The organism is Pseudomonas sp. ADAK13, from assembly GCF_012935715.1.
In the GTDB taxonomy this organism is placed as follows: domain Bacteria; phylum Pseudomonadota; class Gammaproteobacteria; order Pseudomonadales; family Pseudomonadaceae; genus Aquipseudomonas.
Genome location: NZ_CP052860.1, coordinates 1,016,285 through 1,034,274, shown reverse-complemented (window position 1 = coordinate 1,034,274; position 17,990 = coordinate 1,016,285). Strand labels below are relative to the sequence as shown.

18 protein-coding genes and 1 other RNA gene are annotated in these 17,990 nt (G+C 60.9%); 11 read left to right on the top strand and 8 right to left on the bottom strand.

The window, feature by feature from the left end:
• From HKK54_RS04900 to HKK54_RS04885, 4 genes are read right to left on the bottom strand one after another with little or no spacing between them, the layout of a single operon-like run.
• Positions 1-555 (bottom strand): PqiC family protein, encoded by a 555-nt coding sequence (locus HKK54_RS04900; RefSeq protein WP_169386292.1) that lies wholly within the window; start codon positions 553-555, stop codon positions 1-3.
• 17 nt (positions 556-572) lie between these two features.
• Positions 573-2,228: a PqiB family protein gene (locus HKK54_RS04895; protein WP_169386291.1), complete on the bottom strand. Its 1,656-nt coding sequence runs from the start codon at positions 2,226-2,228 to the stop codon at positions 573-575.
• Positions 2,209-2,853, bottom strand: a complete 645-nt coding sequence (locus tag HKK54_RS04890) for a paraquat-inducible protein A (protein WP_169386290.1) — start codon at positions 2,851-2,853, stop codon at positions 2,209-2,211. Before HKK54_RS04890 ends, HKK54_RS04895 begins: the two co-directional genes overlap by 20 nt.
• Entirely contained in the window at positions 2,850-3,446 is a 597-nt protein-coding gene (locus HKK54_RS04885; protein WP_010170513.1) for a paraquat-inducible protein A, read from the bottom strand. Before HKK54_RS04885 ends, HKK54_RS04890 begins: the two co-directional genes overlap by 4 nt.
• 169 nt (positions 3,447-3,615) lie before the next feature.
• On the opposite strand from HKK54_RS04885, the gene HKK54_RS04880 reads away from it, so the two are divergent.
• Both HKK54_RS04880 and HKK54_RS04875 read left to right on the top strand, forming a co-directional pair.
• Positions 3,616-4,260 carry an MBL fold metallo-hydrolase gene (locus HKK54_RS04880; RefSeq protein ID WP_169386289.1) on the top strand — a complete coding sequence of 215 codons (645 nt, stop codon included), beginning with the start codon at positions 3,616-3,618 and terminating at the stop codon, positions 4,258-4,260.
• A 217-nt stretch (positions 4,261-4,477) separates the two neighbouring features.
• A complete protein-coding gene (locus HKK54_RS04875; RefSeq protein WP_029615883.1) occupies positions 4,478-5,248 on the top strand; it encodes an OmpA family protein in 771 nt (256 codons plus the stop codon).
• Between the two features lie 68 nt (positions 5,249-5,316).
• On the opposite strand, the gene HKK54_RS04870 is transcribed toward HKK54_RS04875, so the two are convergent.
• From HKK54_RS04870 to HKK54_RS04855, 4 genes are all read right to left on the bottom strand, one after another.
• The gene (locus HKK54_RS04870; RefSeq protein WP_010170507.1) at positions 5,317-5,898 is read right to left on the bottom strand and encodes a BON domain-containing protein; all 582 of its coding nucleotides are present in this window, start codon (positions 5,896-5,898) and stop codon (positions 5,317-5,319) included.
• A complete protein-coding gene (locus tag HKK54_RS04865) occupies positions 5,895-6,488 on the bottom strand; it encodes a phosphoheptose isomerase (protein WP_003216190.1) in 594 nt (197 codons plus the stop codon). The genes HKK54_RS04870 and HKK54_RS04865 overlap by 4 nt, the downstream gene beginning before the upstream one ends.
• Before the next feature lie 92 nt (positions 6,489-6,580).
• Positions 6,581-6,952 carry a YraN family protein gene (locus tag HKK54_RS04860; RefSeq protein WP_010170499.1) on the bottom strand — a complete coding sequence of 124 codons (372 nt, stop codon included), beginning with the start codon at positions 6,950-6,952 and terminating at the stop codon, positions 6,581-6,583.
• Complete coding sequence (locus HKK54_RS04855) at positions 6,952-8,763, bottom strand: penicillin-binding protein activator (protein ID WP_169386288.1); 1,812 nt, start codon at positions 8,761-8,763, stop codon at positions 6,952-6,954. The genes HKK54_RS04860 and HKK54_RS04855 overlap by 1 nt, the downstream gene beginning before the upstream one ends.
• A gap of 176 nt (positions 8,764-8,939) precedes the next feature.
• On the opposite strand from HKK54_RS04855, the gene rsmI reads away from it, so the two are divergent.
• From rsmI to mraY, 9 genes are all read left to right on the top strand, one after another.
• Positions 8,940-9,845 carry a 16S rRNA (cytidine(1402)-2'-O)-methyltransferase gene (gene rsmI / locus HKK54_RS04850; RefSeq protein ID WP_169386287.1) on the top strand — a complete coding sequence of 302 codons (906 nt, stop codon included), beginning with the start codon at positions 8,940-8,942 and terminating at the stop codon, positions 9,843-9,845.
• Positions 9,846-9,940: 95 nt separating this feature from the next.
• Positions 9,941-10,294: RNase P RNA component class A (gene rnpB, locus HKK54_RS04845), an RNA gene on the top strand.
• Between the two features lie 355 nt (positions 10,295-10,649).
• Complete coding sequence (gene mraZ / locus HKK54_RS04840) at positions 10,650-11,105, top strand: division/cell wall cluster transcriptional repressor MraZ (RefSeq protein ID WP_003171868.1); 456 nt, start codon at positions 10,650-10,652, stop codon at positions 11,103-11,105.
• Positions 11,102-12,049, top strand: coding sequence for a 16S rRNA (cytosine(1402)-N(4))-methyltransferase RsmH (gene rsmH, locus HKK54_RS04835; RefSeq protein WP_010170491.1), 948 nt, complete (start codon positions 11,102-11,104; stop codon positions 12,047-12,049). Before mraZ ends, rsmH begins: the two co-directional genes overlap by 4 nt.
• Complete coding sequence (gene ftsL, locus HKK54_RS04830) at positions 12,046-12,339, top strand: cell division protein FtsL (RefSeq protein ID WP_003216203.1); 294 nt, start codon at positions 12,046-12,048, stop codon at positions 12,337-12,339. Before rsmH ends, ftsL begins: the two co-directional genes overlap by 4 nt.
• Positions 12,339-14,081 carry a peptidoglycan D,D-transpeptidase FtsI family protein gene (locus tag HKK54_RS04825; RefSeq protein ID WP_169389246.1) on the top strand — a complete coding sequence of 581 codons (1,743 nt, stop codon included), beginning with the start codon at positions 12,339-12,341 and terminating at the stop codon, positions 14,079-14,081. The genes ftsL and HKK54_RS04825 overlap by 1 nt, the downstream gene beginning before the upstream one ends.
• A complete protein-coding gene (locus HKK54_RS04820) occupies positions 14,081-15,544 on the top strand; it encodes a UDP-N-acetylmuramoyl-L-alanyl-D-glutamate--2,6-diaminopimelate ligase (RefSeq protein ID WP_169386286.1) in 1,464 nt (487 codons plus the stop codon). Before HKK54_RS04825 ends, HKK54_RS04820 begins: the two co-directional genes overlap by 1 nt.
• Entirely contained in the window at positions 15,537-16,907 is a 1,371-nt protein-coding gene (locus HKK54_RS04815; protein WP_010170485.1) for a UDP-N-acetylmuramoyl-tripeptide--D-alanyl-D-alanine ligase, read from the top strand. Before HKK54_RS04820 ends, HKK54_RS04815 begins: the two co-directional genes overlap by 8 nt.
• Positions 16,907-17,989, top strand: coding sequence for a phospho-N-acetylmuramoyl-pentapeptide-transferase (gene mraY / locus HKK54_RS04810; RefSeq protein ID WP_010170484.1), 1,083 nt, complete (start codon positions 16,907-16,909; stop codon positions 17,987-17,989). The genes HKK54_RS04815 and mraY overlap by 1 nt, the downstream gene beginning before the upstream one ends.
• Position 17,990 lies beyond the last annotated feature (1 nt).

Here is a 17,990-nt window from a genome sequence, read left to right as displayed (position 1 = left end):
TTACTGCGCTGCGGGGCATTCACTCGGTGATCTGTCGGCGACCTGGCTGAGCAGCGCGGCAAACCGTTTGACGTTGTTTTGCTGCGCGATCACCAGGTCATCAATGGTCGGACCGGAAGGCGACTGCACCACCGTGCGACATGTCAGCGGCGTGCGCTCATCTGTGCCGGTCTGGCGCAGCCGCCATTTGACGTCGAGCAGGGCGTATTGCCCGGGAATCGAGTCAAAGCGCTGCACTTCAATGCGCACCGCGAGGTTTTTGCGGTGACTGGCGAGTTGATCCACCAGCGCGCTGCGCAACTCATCCACCAGGCTGGCGGCCCACCATTGCGTCTCAAGGATGGCCACGCCGCTGTCGCCCTCACGGATGACAATCTGCGGCCGGTCGACCTGTGGCGGGACGGTGATGCTTTCAATGCGGATCTCACCCCCGGCGGCCAGTGACGCATTGCTGCGGTGCACCGGCGTCAGGGTGTGAAATTGAATCGGCTCACTGCGGCACGCCGCAAGCAGCAGCAACCCGGTGATCAGCGTGATCTTCAGCGGCAAAGCCATGGTGGTTGCTCCTGTGGTCATTTGCGCGGTGGCCCTTGCAGGTCTGAGGGCGCGGCGTTGTCGGGGCGACCGCGAATCAGCGATTCGGGATGGCGTGCCAGGTAGTCCGAGAGTTCTCGCAGGGAGCGCGACATGCGGCTCAGTTCATCCAGGGTCTGGGTTAGCTGTTCCCGTTGTGGCGAATCCTCGGCCAGGGTCGAACTGGCGGACTGCAAGGTTTTACTCACGTCGGCCAGGGTGTTCTGCACGCCCGGCAGTGTCTTGGCATTGAACTGGCCCAGCCCTTTGCGCAGTTCCACCAGGCTGCCGTCGAGGTTGCCGGCAATCCGCTCGATGGGTAGTTGGTTGATCTTGTTGACGATGCCTTCGAGTTTTTCCTGCAGTTGCTCCAGGTTGCCGGGGATGGTCGGGATGCTGACGGGGCGCTGGTTCGGGTCGAACACGACTTTGTCGGCCTTGGGAAAGAAGTCCAGGGCAATGTACAACTGGCCGGTGAGCAGGTTGCCGCTGCGGGCCTGGGCGCGCAGGCCGTGTTCGATGAAGCTGCCCATCAGGCGCACGCCGCCCGCTTCATCGTTGGGGTCATGCTTCAAGACTGTGAGCATTTTGGTGTTGGCTTCGCCGAGACGCTGCGGGTAAATCACGATGCCGACGTTGACCGGGAAGCTGCGTTTTTTCTCGTCGAAATCCAGGTTGATCGATACCACTTTGCCGAACTCGATGCCCAGGAACTCCACCGGCGCACCCACCGTGAGCCCGCGCAAGGCCTGATCGAACCGCAGGTTCAGGTATTGCGCCTTGCCATTGGGCGGGGCCAGCGCGGTTTGCTGGTCGGCGAACAGCTCATAGGAGTGCTCCTCACTGGCCGGCTTGTCGTTGGGGCTGTACGGCGGGGCCAGGAAGGCGATGCCGCCCACCAGCATGGACGACAGGGATTCGGTTTTCAGCGCGAACCCGTTGGCGCCGACACTCACATCAATTCCACTGGCGTTCCAGAATCGGGTGTTCTCGGTGACGTAGGCGTCATTCGGCGCATGCACGAACACGTCGATGTTCACGCCTTTGCCGTCTGCGTCCAGGGCATAGGCCACCACCTGGCCGACGGGGATTTTGCGGTAATAGACCGGGGAGCCGATGTCCAGTGAACCCAAATCCTGGGTGTGCAAGGTGAAGCGCTTGCCGGGCTCGCCATAGGTAATCGGCGGCGGGTTTTCCAGGCCTTTGAACTGATTGGCGCGGGTATCGGACTGGCCGATGTCGGCGCCGATGTAATCCCCGGAGAGCAGCGTATCAATGCCGGACACGCCCCCGGCGCCGATACGCGGGCGGACCACCCAGAATTGCGAGTCTTCACGGGTGAAGCTTTCGGCCTGCTTGGACAGCTTGATCGTGGCGTTGACGCTTTTCTGGTCGTCGCTCAGCTCCACGTCGGTCACTTGGCCGATCACCACGTTGCGGTATTTGACGTCGGTCTTGTTGGCGGTCAGGCCGCTGCCGGTCTTGAAGGTGATGGTAATGCTCGGCCCCTGCTGAAGGATGCTGTGCACCACCAGCGAAATGCCCACCAGCACCGCGACAATCGGCACGATCCACACCAGCGAGACGCTGAAGCGCCGCGTCTTGATCGCGGGTTGGCCCGCAGGCTGCGGTTTGTCAGGGGTTTGCGACGCCATCCGGCCTCTCCTCGTTGTGTGGGGTTTCCCAGATCAGGCGTGGGTCAAAACTCATTGCCGACAGCATGGTAAATACGACCACCAGGCCAAAGAATAAAATCCCCAGGCGCGGCTCGATGGTGCCCAGGGCCTGGAACCTCACCAGGGCAGCCACCAGCGCCACCACGATCACATCCAGCATCGACCAATAGCCGATCACCTCGACAAAGCGAAACAGCTTCGAGCGCTCCTTGCGCGCCCACTGGTTGTTGCGTTGCACGGTGACCAGCAGCAGGGTCAGCGCCACGAACTTGATGCCCGGCACCGCGATGCTGGCGATGAAAATGATCAGGGCAATATCCCACGCACCGTGCTGCCAGAACTCCAGCACGCCACTCATGATGGTGCTGTCGGCGCCGGAGCCGAGCATCGAGGTGTTCATCACGGGCAGTAAATTAGCGGGAACGTAGAACGCCAGGGCCGTCAGCATGTAGGCCCAGGTGCGGGTCAGCGAATGGGTCTTGCGTCGATGCAAGGGCGCACCGCAACGCTCGCATTCGTCGGGGTTGGCGCTGACGTCGCAGGCCTGGCCGCAGCTGTGGCACAGGCACAGGTTCAGCTCGCTGGCGGTCGGTGGCCGGCTCATACAATGTCCCACAGGTCGCGAATATCACGCCCGGCAATGCGGATCAGCAACAGGCTGAGGGCGGCCAGGGCAAACAGTCCGGTGCCGGGCAATACATCCAGCATGCCCGCCAGCTTGAACACCGCCACCATGGCGCCGAGCAGGCAGACCTCCAGCATGCTCCAGGGGCGCAGGGCTTCAAGCCAGCGCATGCATACCTTGAACGCCGGCGAGCGGCGGCCCTTCATCGCAAAGCTCAACACCCACATCAACAGCAGCAACTGGAACACCGGCGCGATGATGATGGAAATGGCCGCCACCAGGGCGATGAAGGTAATCGGGCCCTGGGCCAGCGCCACCACCGAATCCCATAATGTGGCGCTGCTTTTCAGGCCTTGCAGGCTGATGCTCATCACGGGGTAGAAGTTAGCGAAAATCCACAACACGGCGGCGGTCAGGGTCAGGGCCAGGCGCTGTTCCACCGACAGCCCGTTATAGCGCTGGAGCACGCCTGCGCAGCGGGTGCAGAGGGTCTTTTGATGTTTGGCGAGCGTGACTTTTTCGTACACGCAATCGCAGTGTTCACAGATGATCAATGGGCTGAGGGTCGCCATGAGTCCCACTCCAAGCGCTCTGGGTTGCGCGTTGTATGACGGGCGCCAGAGTAGCTTAGCAGTTGGCAGGTTTGATACTCGTGCGCTTTCGGATCGGGCGCATCGTCGAACATACTGTGCGCCAGAATGCAGTACAAAAGAGTGTGCCTTTGAATTTGCAGGAATACCCATGAATATCCAGTCCCCCGCGCTGATCCGCGAAACCTTCCCGGTCGGCCCGTTGCAGTGCAATTGCACGATCATCGGCGATCCGGTCACCAAAAAAGCCATCGTCGTCGACCCGGGTGGCAACCATGAGTTGATCCTGGCGCGCCTCGATGCGCTGGGCCTGAAAGTGGTCAGCATCATTCACACCCACGCCCATCTCGATCATTTCCTGGCCTCCGGGCAGTTGAAGGAAAAGACCGGTGCCACCTTGCACCTGCACAAGGAAGACCAGTTTCTGTGGGACAACCTGGAAATGCAGTGCCAGATGTTCCGCGTGCCGTACACACCGGTGCCGTCGCCGGATTGCTGGCTGGAGGATGAGGAAGAGTTGGCCTGCGGCTGTGGCGTGGCGTTGCACACACCTGGACACACACCTGGTTCGATGAGTTTCTGGTTCGCCGATGCGAAGTTGCTGATTGCCGGCGACACCCTGTTTCGACGTGGCGTGGGGCGTACGGATTTCTGGGGCGGTGATCAGGCGACCATCGTGCGCTCGATCAAGCAACGGCTCTACACCCTGGATGAGGCGGCTGTGGTGGTGACCGGGCACGGTCCGGATACGCGCCTGGGGGATGAAATGCGTGAGAATCCGTTTGTGAGGGCGTAAAGCAAACGCCGGTATTTTTCCGGATACCAAGTGGCGACTATCAGACGAACCTTATAGAGAAAATGACAATTACCGTTCAGGTAGTCTCTGCTAGGGTTTCACTGTGCACACCGTTGGCCGGGCATGGAATTTTTACCGTTTGTCGTGTTCCAAGCTCGGCACAGGTCCATTGCCAATGTCCTCTGCATCACAGAATGCAAAAGTAGGAGCTTCCTTCATGTTCACTTCTCGTCGTCTGCTTGTTGTCGCTACTGCCGTAGCCCTGTTGTCCGGCTGCGCTTCACCTAATCCTTATGACGGCAGCCAGGCACAGGGTGGTGGCTCTTCCGGTGTGAGCAATACCGCCAAGTACGGCGGCCTGGGTGCCCTGGCCGGTGCGTTGGCAGGTGCGGCCATCGACCACAACAACCGCGGCAAAGGTGCGCTGATCGGCGCTGCCGTCGCCGGTCTCGGTGGTGCGGGGTATGGCTACTACGCCGACCAGCAGGAAAAGAAACTGCGCGAAAGCATGGCCAATACCGGGGTTGAGGTGCAGCGCCAGGGCGATCAGATCAAGCTGATCATGCCGGGTAACATCACCTTCGCCACCAACTCGGACGCGATCTCCAGCAGCTTCTACACCCCGCTGAACAACCTGGCGAACTCCCTCAAGCAGTTCAACCAGAACACCATCCAGATTGTCGGCTACACCGACAGCACCGGTACCCGCCAGCTCAACATGGACCTGTCCCAGCGTCGTGCGCAAAGCGTGGCTAACTACCTGACATCCCAAGGCGTGAGCCCGACAAACCTGAGTGCTCGCGGTGCCGGCCCGGACAACCCGATCGCCAGCAACGCCGACGTCAATGGCCGTGCCCAGAACCGTCGTGTAGAGGTCAACCTTGGCCCGATCCCTGGCCAGCAATACGGCCAGCCAGGCGCTCAGCAACAACAGGCGCCGCAACAGAACAACCAGTTCCAGGGCAACCCGTACTCGCAATACCAGTAACGGGCAGGCAATAAAAAGGGCGCCGTGCAGTCAATGCACGGCGCCCTTTTTTGTAGCTGTTGAAGGGATCAGTCGATGTATTCGAACACCTTCACAATCTTCTGTACGCCCGACACGCCTTGTACCAGGTTGGCAGCGCGGGTGGCTTCTGCCTGGGTCAGCAGGCCCATCATGTAGACGATGCCGTTGTCGGTGACGATCTTGATCCGTGAGCCGGGGATCGCGCTGTCGGTCAGCATCTGGGTCTTGATCTTGGTGGTCAGCAGGGCGTCGTTGCTGATTGCCAGCAGTGTGATCGGCTCCATCACCTGCAATTCGTTGTGTACCTTCTTGACCCGTTGAACGGTGGAAGCGGCTTGTTCAGCCTGGGCCTTCAGGTCGGCGCGCGGGGTTTGCCCGGTGAGCAGCACCACGCCGTTGAAGCTGACGACCACGATGCGCGAGGCGCCGTTGCCCAGGTCTGGAGCGGCCTTGGAAACGTTGACGGAAACCTTGGTTTCAATCAGCGAGTCGTCGATTTTGCTGCCGAAAGTACGGGTGCCTTTATCGTCCTGGATAGGCGTGTCACGGCTCGCTTCGATTACCGAGCTGCAGCCGCTGATGCCTAGGCACAGCGTGATTGCCAATAGGCTAAGGCGTTTAACGGTCATTCTTCACTCCCGAACAGTTGGCTGTCGATCAGATCGCACAGGCAGTGGATCGCCAGCAGGTGGACTTCCTGAATACGTGCGGTGACATTGGCCGGGACGCGAATTTCCACGTCCTCGGGCAACAGCAACGAGGCCATGCCGCCGCCGTCGCGCCCGGTCAATGCTACGACAATCATTTCACGATCATGTGCGGCCTGGATCGCTTGAATAATGTTCGCCGAATTACCGCTGGTGGAGATCGCCAGCAGTACGTCGCCCGGCTGGCCAAGGGCGCGAATCTGTTTGGAGAAGATTTCGTTGTAGCTGTAGTCGTTGGCGATCGAGGTGATCGTCGAGGTGTCGGTGGTCAGGGCGATGGCCGGCAGGCTCGGGCGCTCGCGCTCGAAGCGGTTGAGCAGCTCGGAGGAGAAATGCTGGGCATCACCGGCCGAACCGCCGTTGCCGCACGAAAGCATTTTGCCTTCGTTGAGCAAGGCGTTGACCATGACCTGACTGGCTTGCTCGATGTGCGGTGCAAGTACGTCCATCGCCTGTTGCTTGGTATCGATACTGGCCTGGAAAAGCTGGCGAATTCGGGATTGCATGTCCATCTGTGTGACCTTAAGTAGCGCGGCTGTTTGGCACAGGAATGTGCAGCCCGCAAAGCAAAGAGCAAAAATGTGCGGTGTAGATGTCCGGCGAATCAGCTGTCAAAGGCATCTTGCAGCCAGTTCAGATCGGCTGTTCCCTGGGGAGTGCTTTCTATGGCAACCACATCGAAACGGCAGGGGTGATCGGCCCAGCGACGCTCCTTGAGCAGGAAAAACTGCGCGGCGAGTATCAGCTTCTGGCGCTTGCGCCCGTCGATACTGGCGAGCGCGCCACCCCATTGTGCGTGTTTTCTGTAGCGGACTTCGACAAATACTACTGTATCGCCGTCAAGCATGACCAGATCAAGCTCGCCACGCTTGCACAACCAGTTCTGCGCCAGGAGGCGCAGACCCTGTTGTTGCAGGTACTCGAGAGCTTGAAGTTCGGCGTCCTTGCCGCTTTGTGCGCTTGACCGCTCGGGCATCAGCGCGGGGTATCAGGCAGGCGCTGGATATCGCCACCGACGAACTTCGCCCATGGCATCTGGCGGTCAACACGCTGGTTGGGGCTGATGCCCAGGCTGCCGGACAGGCCGTCAACGCGGGTGTCCGGCAATGCCTTGAGTTGCCCCAGGCGCGGCGCCAGGCGATAGGCGTCAACACCCATCGCGTACAGGCGGCCCAGGCTGCCGTTGGCCTGTGGCCATTGGGCAGCGACCTGGTTGCGCAGCGGGTCGGTGGTGTTCAGGAGCCAAGGGGTTTCGCAGAACATCACGTTGGTCATGTCCAGGTACTGGTTCTTGTCGCCACTGGCGCTGAACACGTGCGACGTCGCATACACCGGCACATCACCGGCGTACTGGAAGTTCAGGGTCGGCTTGATCTGTTGGGCCAGTTGCGGGGTCACGGCCAGGAAGATGAACTCGATGTCCTGGCGGCGCGATGGCTGGGCTGAAACGTCCGAACCTACCGTGCTTTGCAGGCTCTTGGCGCGGCCTTCGCTTTTACGCAACTGGAACAGGTCAGCAATCTGTTGGGCCAGGGCTACCGGCTGGTCAACGTATTCAACGCCTACCACGGTGCCGCCATTGGCTTCCCAATCCTGACGGAAAGCTTTGTAGACACGCTCGCCCCATTCGCCTCTCGGTACCATGGCGGCGGCGCGGTGCAGGCCGTCGGCACGGGCGCGACGGGACACTTCACGGGCCTCGTCTTCAGCGGCCAGGCCGAACTGGAACAGTTGTGCCGGGCTCTGGTCGGCTTCGCTGTAGTTCAGGGCCAGGGTAGTAATAGGCAATTGCGGACGTGCGCTGAGTTGTTTGACCAGCGGTTTTTCCAGCGGGCCGACCACCAGTTGCACGCCGGCGGCCTGGGCCTTGGCGTAGAACTCATCGATGGAGGTCAGGCGCGAGCTGTCATAGAACTCGATCACTGGCGGCTTCTGCCCGGCTTGTTCAGCCTGGTAGTGCGCGGCCATGAAACCTTCGCGCAACGCTTTGGCGACGCCGGCCAGCGGGCCTTCCTGCGGCAGCAGCAAGGCGATCTTGTTCAGTGGCTGGCTGGCCAGTTGCTTGAGCTTGGTCAGCGGCTGCGGCAATTGCGAGGCCGCCGGGTGACCAGGGTTCTGGGCACGCCAGGTGTCGATGGCTGCCTGTTGTTGCTCCAGGGTGCCGGCGCTCTTGACCGCCTGGGCCAGGCTGATCCAGCCGTCCAGCGTCGGGTTGCCGCTGGCTTGCAGCTGTTCGGCAGGCAGGGCGGCAATCAATGCCCAGATGGCTTCGTGGTTGCTGTTGTAAGCGTCACCACTGAGCAGCGGCGCCATGGCGACGCGCTCGCGCGCGGCGGCCAGGGTCTGGCCGTCGGCCTCATAAGCGCGTGCATGCACGGTGCCGGTACGGATCTGCTGTTCAGGCGGCAGCTCCTTCAGGCTTTGCAGGCTCGGGTGGTTCAACGCCGCCAACGCGGCCTTGGGCTGGTTGCGGGCCATCGCCAGTTCAGCCGACAGGGTGCTGGCAAATACCTGCGCCGCCGGTTTCAGGACGTCCAGTGGGACCTGGGCAAGAATCTGCGCCGAGCGTGCCGGATTGTTTTGGTGGAACGCCAGGTCAGCCGCACTCAAGCGCAACAGCGCGGCTTTTTCCGGAGTCTTGGCCGAAGTCGCCTGTTCGAGCAGTTGCTCGATGCTGGCATCCGGGGTCCGGGGGAGGTCGCCAAGGCTGGACGAGGGCGAGCTGGCGCAAGCCGCCAACAGGGCAGCGAGGCAGAGGGCAGAGAACAGCCGCAGGCAAGCGATCATGTAAGTGTTCCTGATACCGATCAAATTAGCGTGGAATTGTACCCAAGCACTGGCCGGGGCGCGATGTTACTGGCGTGAAACCGTCTATTTAGGTCGTGTAAATGTTGCAAGACCCAATGGATGGCTGAAATGGAGCCTGCCCGGAGGGCATATTTTCAAGGCGTCTACGCGCTACAATGTGGCTTTTGCCAATCATCGAGGTGTGCGCTTTGACTGCTCCAGGTCCTTTGAATTCCACTGCAGGCTCGCTTTTTGTCGTGGCGACGCCCATTGGCAACCTGGACGACATCAGTGCTCGGGCGCTGAAAGTGTTGCGCGACGTAAAATTGATCGCCGCCGAAGACACCCGGCATTCCCAACGGTTAATGCAGCATTTTGGCATTCCAACGCCCCTGGCCGCGTGCCACGAACATAACGAGCGCGAAGAAGGCAGTCGTTTTATCACCCGCTTGCTGGCAGGCGATGATGTGGCCTTGATCTCGGATGCCGGTACGCCGCTGATTTCCGATCCCGGTTATCACCTGGTTCGCCAGGCGCGGGCTGCTGGTATCAATGTAGTGCCTGTTCCGGGAGCGTGCGCGCTGATTGCTGCATTGTCGGCGGCCGGCTTGCCATCGGACCGTTTTATCTTCGAAGGTTTCCTGCCGGCCAAGGCAGTGGGGCGCCGGGCGCGCCTGGAGTTGGTGAAAGAAGAGCCGCGCACGCTGATTTTCTACGAAGCCCCGCACCGTATCCTTGAGTGCCTGCAAGACATGGAGCTGGTGTTCGGTGGCGATCGCCTTGCGCTGCTGGCGCGGGAAATCACCAAGACCTTCGAAACCCTCAAGGGCCTGCCGCTGGAAGAGCTGCGTGCGTTCGTCGAAGGTGACAGCAATCAGCAGCGCGGCGAGTGCGTGGTGCTGGTAGCGGGCTGGGCGGCGCCGGAAAGTGAAGACGCCGTGGGCAGTGAGGCGATGCGCATTCTTGATCTGCTGCTCAAGGAGATGCCATTGAAGCGTGCGGCCGCCCTGGCGGCGGAAATTACCGGCGTGCGCAAAAACGTGTTGTATCAAGTCGCGCTGGATAAACAAAAGGGCGAATAGTTCCAGGTTCTAACCTGCACTCCGTCTGAACATGATGGCATTAGTGTCTTTTAATACTTGTTCTAACGCCGCCGTGCCGTTAACCTGCGCGGCGGAGAGTCGATTGGACAGTCGCTGCCTTCTATGAAAATTAGAGGGGGGAGGAAAGTCCGGGCTCCATAGGGCGAAGTGCCAGGTAATGCCTGGGAGGCGTGAGCCTACGGAAAGTGCCACAGAAAATAACCGCCTAAGTACTTCGGTACCGGTAAGGGTGAAAAGGTGCGGTAAGAGCGCACCGCACGACTGGCAACAGTTCGTGGCTAGGTAAACCCCACTTGGAGCAAGACCAAATAGGGTCCCAAGGCGTGGCCCGCGCTGGGACCGGGTAGGTTGCTAAAGATGTCCAGTGATGGCCATCGTAGACGAATGACTGTTCAAGACAGAACCCGGCTTACAGATCGACTCTCCACCTTTTTTCCTTCTGTCCGAATCTCGGGCAGGAACCTGGTAGTAACGCGAGAATCCCTCCCTGCTGAATCATTAGCAGATGCGTCTTCGTAATACCGAAAAAATCTTACTCTTAATAAATTACTTTAACTTTAAGTCCTAGCTCTTTGAGCTATTTGGCGTTGTCGAGTCAAAATCGCCCTCGAACTCTCGTTTCTCCTCGCTTTACCTTCCTAAATCTCCGTTCTGTAAGGCTTTTCCTTGAATCCGCGCCTTGACGGTGTGGTGGGCGCATTCCTATAGTGTGCGCAAGTGGCGGAAAGTGGCACAAAGTGGGTTTTTTGAACGTAAAACGCTAAAATTTGGAGAAACGCATCTGTGTTTCGCGGAGCTAACGCTATCAGTCTCGATGCAAAAGGCCGTCTCGCCATGCCGAGCCGGTATCGTGACGAGCTTATTTCGCGAAGTTCCGGACAGTTAATCATCACCATTGATGCCGTTGACCCTTGTTTATGTGTTTACCCGCTCGACGAGTGGGAGCTGATTGAAACCAAGTTGCGTGCGCTGCCTTCATTGCGTGAAGAAAACCGCCGCCTGCAACGTTTGCTGATTGGTAATGCCGTCGACCTCGAACTCGATGGCAGTGGTCGTTTCCTGGTTCCACCGCGTCTGCGCGAATACGCCAAGCTCGACAAGCGCGCAATGCTGGTAGGCCAACTGAACAAGTTCCAATTGTGGGACGAAGATGCCTGGGATGCTGTTTCTGCAGCTGACCTGGCTGCTATTCAACAACCGGGCGCCATGCCTGATGAACTGCGTGATTTGATCCTGTGACTATTGATAGCGGCTTTAACCACATCACCGTACTGCTTGACGAAGCCGTTGAGGCTCTCGCCGTACGCGCAGATGGCTGCTATTTGGATGGCACCTTCGGCAGGGGCGGGCACAGTCGGCTGATCCTCAGCCAGCTCGGTTCGGACGGAAAGCTCCTCGGGTTCGACAAAGACCCTCAAGCGATTGCCACCGGGCAAGCGCTAGCGGCCGAAGACGGCCGCTTTGTCGTTGTGCAGCGCAGCTTTGCCGAGCTCGGCGCAGAAGTCGCCGAACGTGGCATGGCGGGCAAGGTGGCCGGGGTTCTGCTGGACCTGGGCGTGTCTTCGCCGCAGCTGGACGACCCTGAGCGCGGCTTCAGTTTCATGAACGACGGCCCGCTCGATATGCGCATGGACCCGAGTCGTGGCATCAGCGCCGCGCAGTTCATCGCCACCGCGCCCCACGAAGAAATCACCCGTGTGTTCAAGGAATACGGCGAAGAGCGTTTCGCTGGCCGTATGGCGCGCGCCGTGGTCGAGCGTCGGGAAATCCAGCCGTTCGAACGCACCGCCGACCTGGCTGAAGTGCTGAAAGTCGCCAACCCGGCGTGGGAGAAGGGCAAGAACCCGGCTACCCGTGCGTTCCAGGGCCTGCGCATTCACGTCAACAACGAATTGGGCGATCTGGAAGCCGGCCTCGAAGCTGCCCTGGACGCCTTGGAAGTGGGCGGTCGCCTGGTGGTGATCAGCTTCCACTCCCTGGAAGACCGCATCGTCAAATTGTTCATGCGTCGTCTGGTCAAGGGCGAATCCGACAACCTGCCGCGCAACCTGCCGGTACGTTACGAAGCCTTTGTGCCGAAAATCAAAATCCATGGCAAAGCGCAGTTCGCTTCCGAAGCCGAACTCAAGGCCAACCCTCGTGCCCGTAGCGCTGTCATGCGCGTTGCGGAGAAGTTGCGGTGAGCAAGCTTTTCGCCAAGCCCCTTCCGGGCGGCAGCTTCTTTATGTTGCTGTTATTTGTTGGCGTGCTGGTGTCCGCGATTGCGGTGTCCTATAGCGCCCACTACAACCGTCAATTGCTCAATACCCTGTACGGGGAATTGAGTGTGCGCGACAAGGCGCAGGCGGAGTGGGGCCGGTTGATCCTGGAGCAAAGCACCTGGACCGCCCACAGCCGCATCGAAGTGCTGGCCACTGAACAGCTGAAGATGCATATCCCGGGCGCTGCAGAAGTTCGCATGGTGGCGCCATGATGAAACTCGAGGGCGCACTCTACCCGTGGCGTTTCCGTGTAGTGCTGGGGTTGCTGGCACTGATGGTGGGCGCGATCGCCTGGCGGATTATCGACCTGCAAGTGGTGGACCGTGACTTCCTGATCGGCCAGGGCGATGCCCGCAGCCTGCGTCATATCCCGATTCCTGCGCACCGCGGCCTGATCACCGACCGTAACGGCGAGCCCCTGGCCGTCAGTACGCCGGTGACCACCCTGTGGGCCAACGCCAAGGAAATGCAGACCGCCAAGGAGAAGTGGCCGGAACTGGCCGCCGCCCTGGGCCAGGACCCCAAAGCCCTGAGCGAACGCCTCGAAGCCCAGGCCAATAAAGAATTCATCTACCTGGTTCGCGGGCTTACCCCCGAACAAGGCCAGCAAGTGCTCGACCTTAAAGTCCCCGGTGTCTACGGCATCGAGGAATTTCGGCGTTTCTACCCAGCCGGCGAAACCACTGCCCATATGGTGGGTTTCACCGACATTGATGATCACGGTCGCGAAGGTGTCGAGCTTGCCTACGACGAATGGCTGGCCGGGGTCCCCGGCAAACGACAGGTCATCAAGGATCGGCGCGGCAGACTGATCAAGGATGTCCAGGTCACCAAAAACGCCAAGGCCGGTAAGCCCTTGGCGTTGTCGATTGACCTGCGCCTGCAATATCTGGCCAACCGTGAGCTGCGTAACGCCATCATCGAGAACGGCGCGAAAGCCGGCAGCCTGGTGATCATGGACGTGAAGACCGGCGAGATTCTCGCCATGGTCAACCAGCCGACCTACAACCCCAACAACCGTCGCAACCTGCAACCGGCGATGATGCGCAACCGCGCGATGATCGACGTGTTCGAGCCGGGTTCGACCATGAAAGCCATCTCGATGAGTGCCGCCCTGGAGACCGGGCGCTGGAAACCGGCCGACAAGGTCGAGGTTTACCCGGGTACCCTGCAGCTGGGCAAATACACCATTCGCGACGTGTCGCGCACCGAAGGTCCGGTGCTGGATTTGACAGGTATCCTGATCAACTCCAGTAACGTGGGCATGAGTAAGGTCGCCTTCGATATCGGCGGCGAAGCCATCTACCACCTCGCGCAGAAAGTCGGCCTGGGGCAACCTACCGGCCTGGACTTTCCGGGTGAACGTGTAGGCAACCTGCCGAACTACCGTGACTGGAAAAAGGCCGAGACGGCCACGCTTTCCTACGGTTATGGCCTGTCGGTGACCGCCATCCAGCTGGCCCATGCCTTCTCCGTGCTGGCCAACAATGGCCGCATGGTGCCGCTGAGCCTGATCCACCTGGACGAGGCACCGCCTGCGACCCAGGTGATCCCGGAAAACGTCGCCAAGACCATGCAAGGCATGCTGCAACAAGTGATCGAAGCACCGCGCGGCGTATTCCGTGCCCAGGTGCCGGCGTATCACGTGGCAGGCAAGTCCGGTACTGCGCGTAAAACCGCCGTGGGCACCAAGGGCTATGCCGAAAACTCCTACCGTTCGCTGTTCGCGGGCTTCGGCCCGATGAGCGATCCGCGTTACGCCATCGTCGTGGTGATCGATGAGCCGAGCAAAGCCGGTTACTTCGGTGGCCTGGTATCGGCGCCGGTGTTCAGCAAGGTGATGTCCGGGACGCTGCGCCTGATGAACATCACGCCGGACAACCTGCCGACGACCCAACAAGCGAACGCCGGACCGCCGGCCGCTGCTGCAAAAGCCAATGGAGGGCGCGGCTGATGTCTCTTAGCCTGAACAAGATTTTTGCCCACGCTGGCCGCGATCTGCTGATTCGCGAGTTGACCCTGGACAGCCGTAACGTGCGTGCCGGTGACCTGTTCCTGGCTGTGCCGGGCGGCAAGTTCGACGGCCGTGACCATATCGCCGACGCGTTGAAGCGCGGCGCCGCGGCAGTGGCCTATGAAGTGGAAGGCGCCACCGTGTTGCCGATCACCGACGTGCCTTTGATTCCGGTCAAGGGCCTGGCGGCGCAACTGTCGGACATCGCCGGGCGCTTTTATGGCGACCCGAGCCGCACCCTGAACCTCGTAGGCGTGACCGGCACCAACGGCAAGACCAGCGTGACCCAACTGGTCGCCCAGGCGCTTGACCTGCTGGGCCAGCACTGCGGCATCGTCGGCACCCTGGGCACCGGCTTCTACGGCGCGCTGCAAAGCGGCCTGCACACCACGCCTAACCCGATTGCCGTGCAGGCGACCCTGGCCGACCTGAAAAAGGCCGGTGCCAAGGCGGTTGCCATGGAAGTTTCCTCCCACGGCCTGGACCAGGGCCGCGTGACCGCCCTGGCGTTCGACGTGGCGGTGATGACCAACCTGTCCCGCGATCACCTGGATTACCACGGCACCATGGAGGCGTACGCCGCCACCAAGGCCCGGCTGTTTGCCTGGAATGATTTGAAGTGTCGCGTGGTCAACCTGGACGATGAATTCGGTCGTCAGTTGGCCGCCGCAAACGGTGAGGGCCGCCTGATCAGCTACAGCCTGGAAGATTCCAGTGCCTACCTGTATTGCCGCGAAGCCACCTTTGATGACGAAGGCGTGCGCGCCACCCTGGTAACGCCGCAGGGCGAGCACCATTTGCGCAGCACCTTGCTCGGGCGTTTCAACCTGAGCAACGTATTGGCTGCCGTCGGCGCCTTGCTCGGCCTGGATTACGCCCTGGACGAAATCCTGCGCGTGCTGCCGAAGCTGGAAGGCCCGGCCGGTCGCATGCAGCGCCTGGGGGGTGGCACCCAGCCGCTGGTGGTGGTCGATTACGCCCACACGCCGGACGCCCTGGAAAAAATCCTGCTGGCCCTGCGTCCTCATGCCAAGGGCAAGCTGCTGTGCCTGTTCGGCTGTGGCGGTGACCGCGATCGCGGCAAGCGTCCGTTGATGGCTGAAATCGTCGAGCGTCTGGCCGACGGTGTTCTGGTGACGGACGACAACCCGCGCAGCGAAGACCCAGGCCAGATTTTCGATGACATTCGTGTCGGCTTTAAAGACGCGTCGAAGGCGACTTTCGTGGCCGGTCGCGGTGCAGCCATCGCCCAATTGATCGCCAGCGCCAGCCCTGACGACGTGGTAGTGCTGGCCGGTAAAGGCCACGAGGACTACCAGGAAATCAACGGCGAACGCCACGCTTTCTCCGATCTGGTCGAGGCCGATCACGCCCTGACCGCTTGGGAGGTGGCCCATGCTTAAGGCGCTCAAGTTCAGCGAACTGACCCAGGCGTTGTCGGCCCGTGTGCTGTCGGCCGATTGCAGCTTTGATGGCGTGAGCATCGACAGCCGGACGATCAAGCCTGGGCAACTGTTTGTCGCCTTGGCTGGCCCGAGTTTTGATGGCCATAACTACCTGAACGACGTCGCTGCCAAAGGTGCTGTCGGCGCTCTGGTGCAGCGCGAAGTCGCTGACTCGACGCTTCCGCAGTTGCTGGTGGCCGACACCCGCCTGGCCCTCGGCCAACTGGGTGCCCTGAACCGTGCCGCTTTCACCAAGCCGGTTGCGGCGATCACCGGCTCCAGCGGCAAAACCACCGTCAAGGAATTGCTGGCGGGCATCCTGCGCACGCGCGGCCCGGTCCTGGCGACCCGTGGCAACCTGAACAATGACTTCGGTGCTCCGTTGACCCTGCTCGAACTGGCCCCGGAACACACGGCGGCCGTGATTGAGCTGGGTGCTTCGCGCATCGGTGAAATCGCTTACACCGTGGCCATGACCAAGCCTCACGTTGCGCTGATCAACAACGCGGGCACTGCCCATGTGGGCGAGTTTGGCGGCCCTGAGAAGATCGTCGAAGCCAAGGGCGAAATCCTTGAAGGCCTCGACGCATCCGGCACCGCGGTACTGAACCTCGACGACAAAGCCTTCGAAACCTGGCGTGTACGTGCCGCCGGTCGCAAGGTCTTGAGCTTCGCGGTGCACAACGCCGCGGCCGATTTCCATGCCTCGACTATCACCGTCGACGCCCGTGGCTGCCCGGCCTTCACCCTGCACACCCCGCAAGGTGATGAGCACGTACAGCTGAACCTGCTGGGCAACCACAACGTCGCCAACGCCCTGGCCGCCGCCGCCGCCGCCCACGTGCTGGGGGTGTCGTTGTTTGGCATTGCCACCGGCCTTGGTGCCGTGCAACCGGTGAAGGGGCGTACCGTCGCGCAACTGGCCAGCAACGGCATGCGCGTGATTGATGACACCTACAACGCCAACCAGTCCTCGATCTGCGCCGCCATCGACCTGCTGACGGCCTTCGACGGGCGCAAGGTGCTGGTGCTGGGGGACATCGCCGAATTGGGCGAGTGGGCCGAACAGTCTCACCGTGAAGTCGGCGCCTATGCCGCCGGCAAGGTCGATGCTGTGTACGCCGTGGGCCCGAACATGCTTCACGCCGTGGAGACCTTCGGGCCGGGCGCCCGGCATTTTGCCAACCAGGCTGAGCTGATCCAGGCGCTGAGTGCGGCTGAACAAGACAAACACACCACTATTTTGATCAAGGGATCGCGCAGCGCGGTGATGGAAAACGTCGTCGTGGCCTTGTGTGGCTCAAGTACGGAGAAACATTAATGCTGCTGCTGCTGGCTGAGTATCTGCAACAGTTCCACAAAGGCTTCGCGGTCTTTCAGTACCTGACCCTGCGCGGGATTCTGGGTGTGCTGACCGCGCTGTCGTTGTCGCTGTTCCTCGGGCCATGGATGATCCGTACCCTGCAAAACCTGCAGATCGGCCAGTCCGTGCGCAACGACGGCCCGCAGTCGCACCTGTCCAAATCCGGCACCCCGACCATGGGCGGCGCGCTGATCCTGTCGTCCATCGGCATCAGTACGCTGCTCTGGGCTGACCTGCATAACCGCTACGTCTGGACCGTGCTGCTGGTGACTTTGCTGTTCGGCGCCATCGGTTGGGTGGATGACTATCGCAAGGTGATCGAGAAGAACTCCAAGGGGCTGCCAAGCCGCTGGAAGTATTTCTGGCAGTCGGTGTTCGGCCTGGCGGCAGCGATCTTCCTTTATACGACGGCGCCAAGCGCGGTCGAGACCACCCTGATCATCCCGATGCTCAAGGATGCCAGCATTCCACTGGGCGTCGGCTTCGTGGTGCTGACCTACTTCGTGATCGTGGGATCCAGCAACGCGGTCAACCTGACTGACGGCCTCGACGGCCTGGCGATCATGCCGACGGTGATGGTGGGCGGCGCGCTCGGCATCTTCTGCTACCTGTCGGGTAACGTGAAATTCGCTGAATACCTGCTGATCCCGTATGTACCGGGCGCGGGTGAACTGATTGTGTTCTGCGGCGCGTTGATCGGTGCGGGCCTCGGCTTCCTGTGGTTCAACACCTACCCGGCACAAGTGTTCATGGGCGACGTCGGTGCACTGGCGCTGGGCGCGGCCCTGGGCACCATCGCGGTGATCGTCCGTCAGGAAATCGTCCTGTTCATCATGGGCGGTGTGTTCGTGATGGAAACCCTGTCGGTGGTGATCCAGGTTGCTTCCTTCAAATTGACCGGGCGCCGCGTGTTCCGCATGGCGCCGATTCACCACCACTTTGAACTCAAGGGCTGGCCTGAGCCGCGGGTGATTGTCCGTTTCTGGATTATCACCGTGATTCTGGTCCTGGTCGGCCTTGCCACCCTGAAACTGAGGTAGA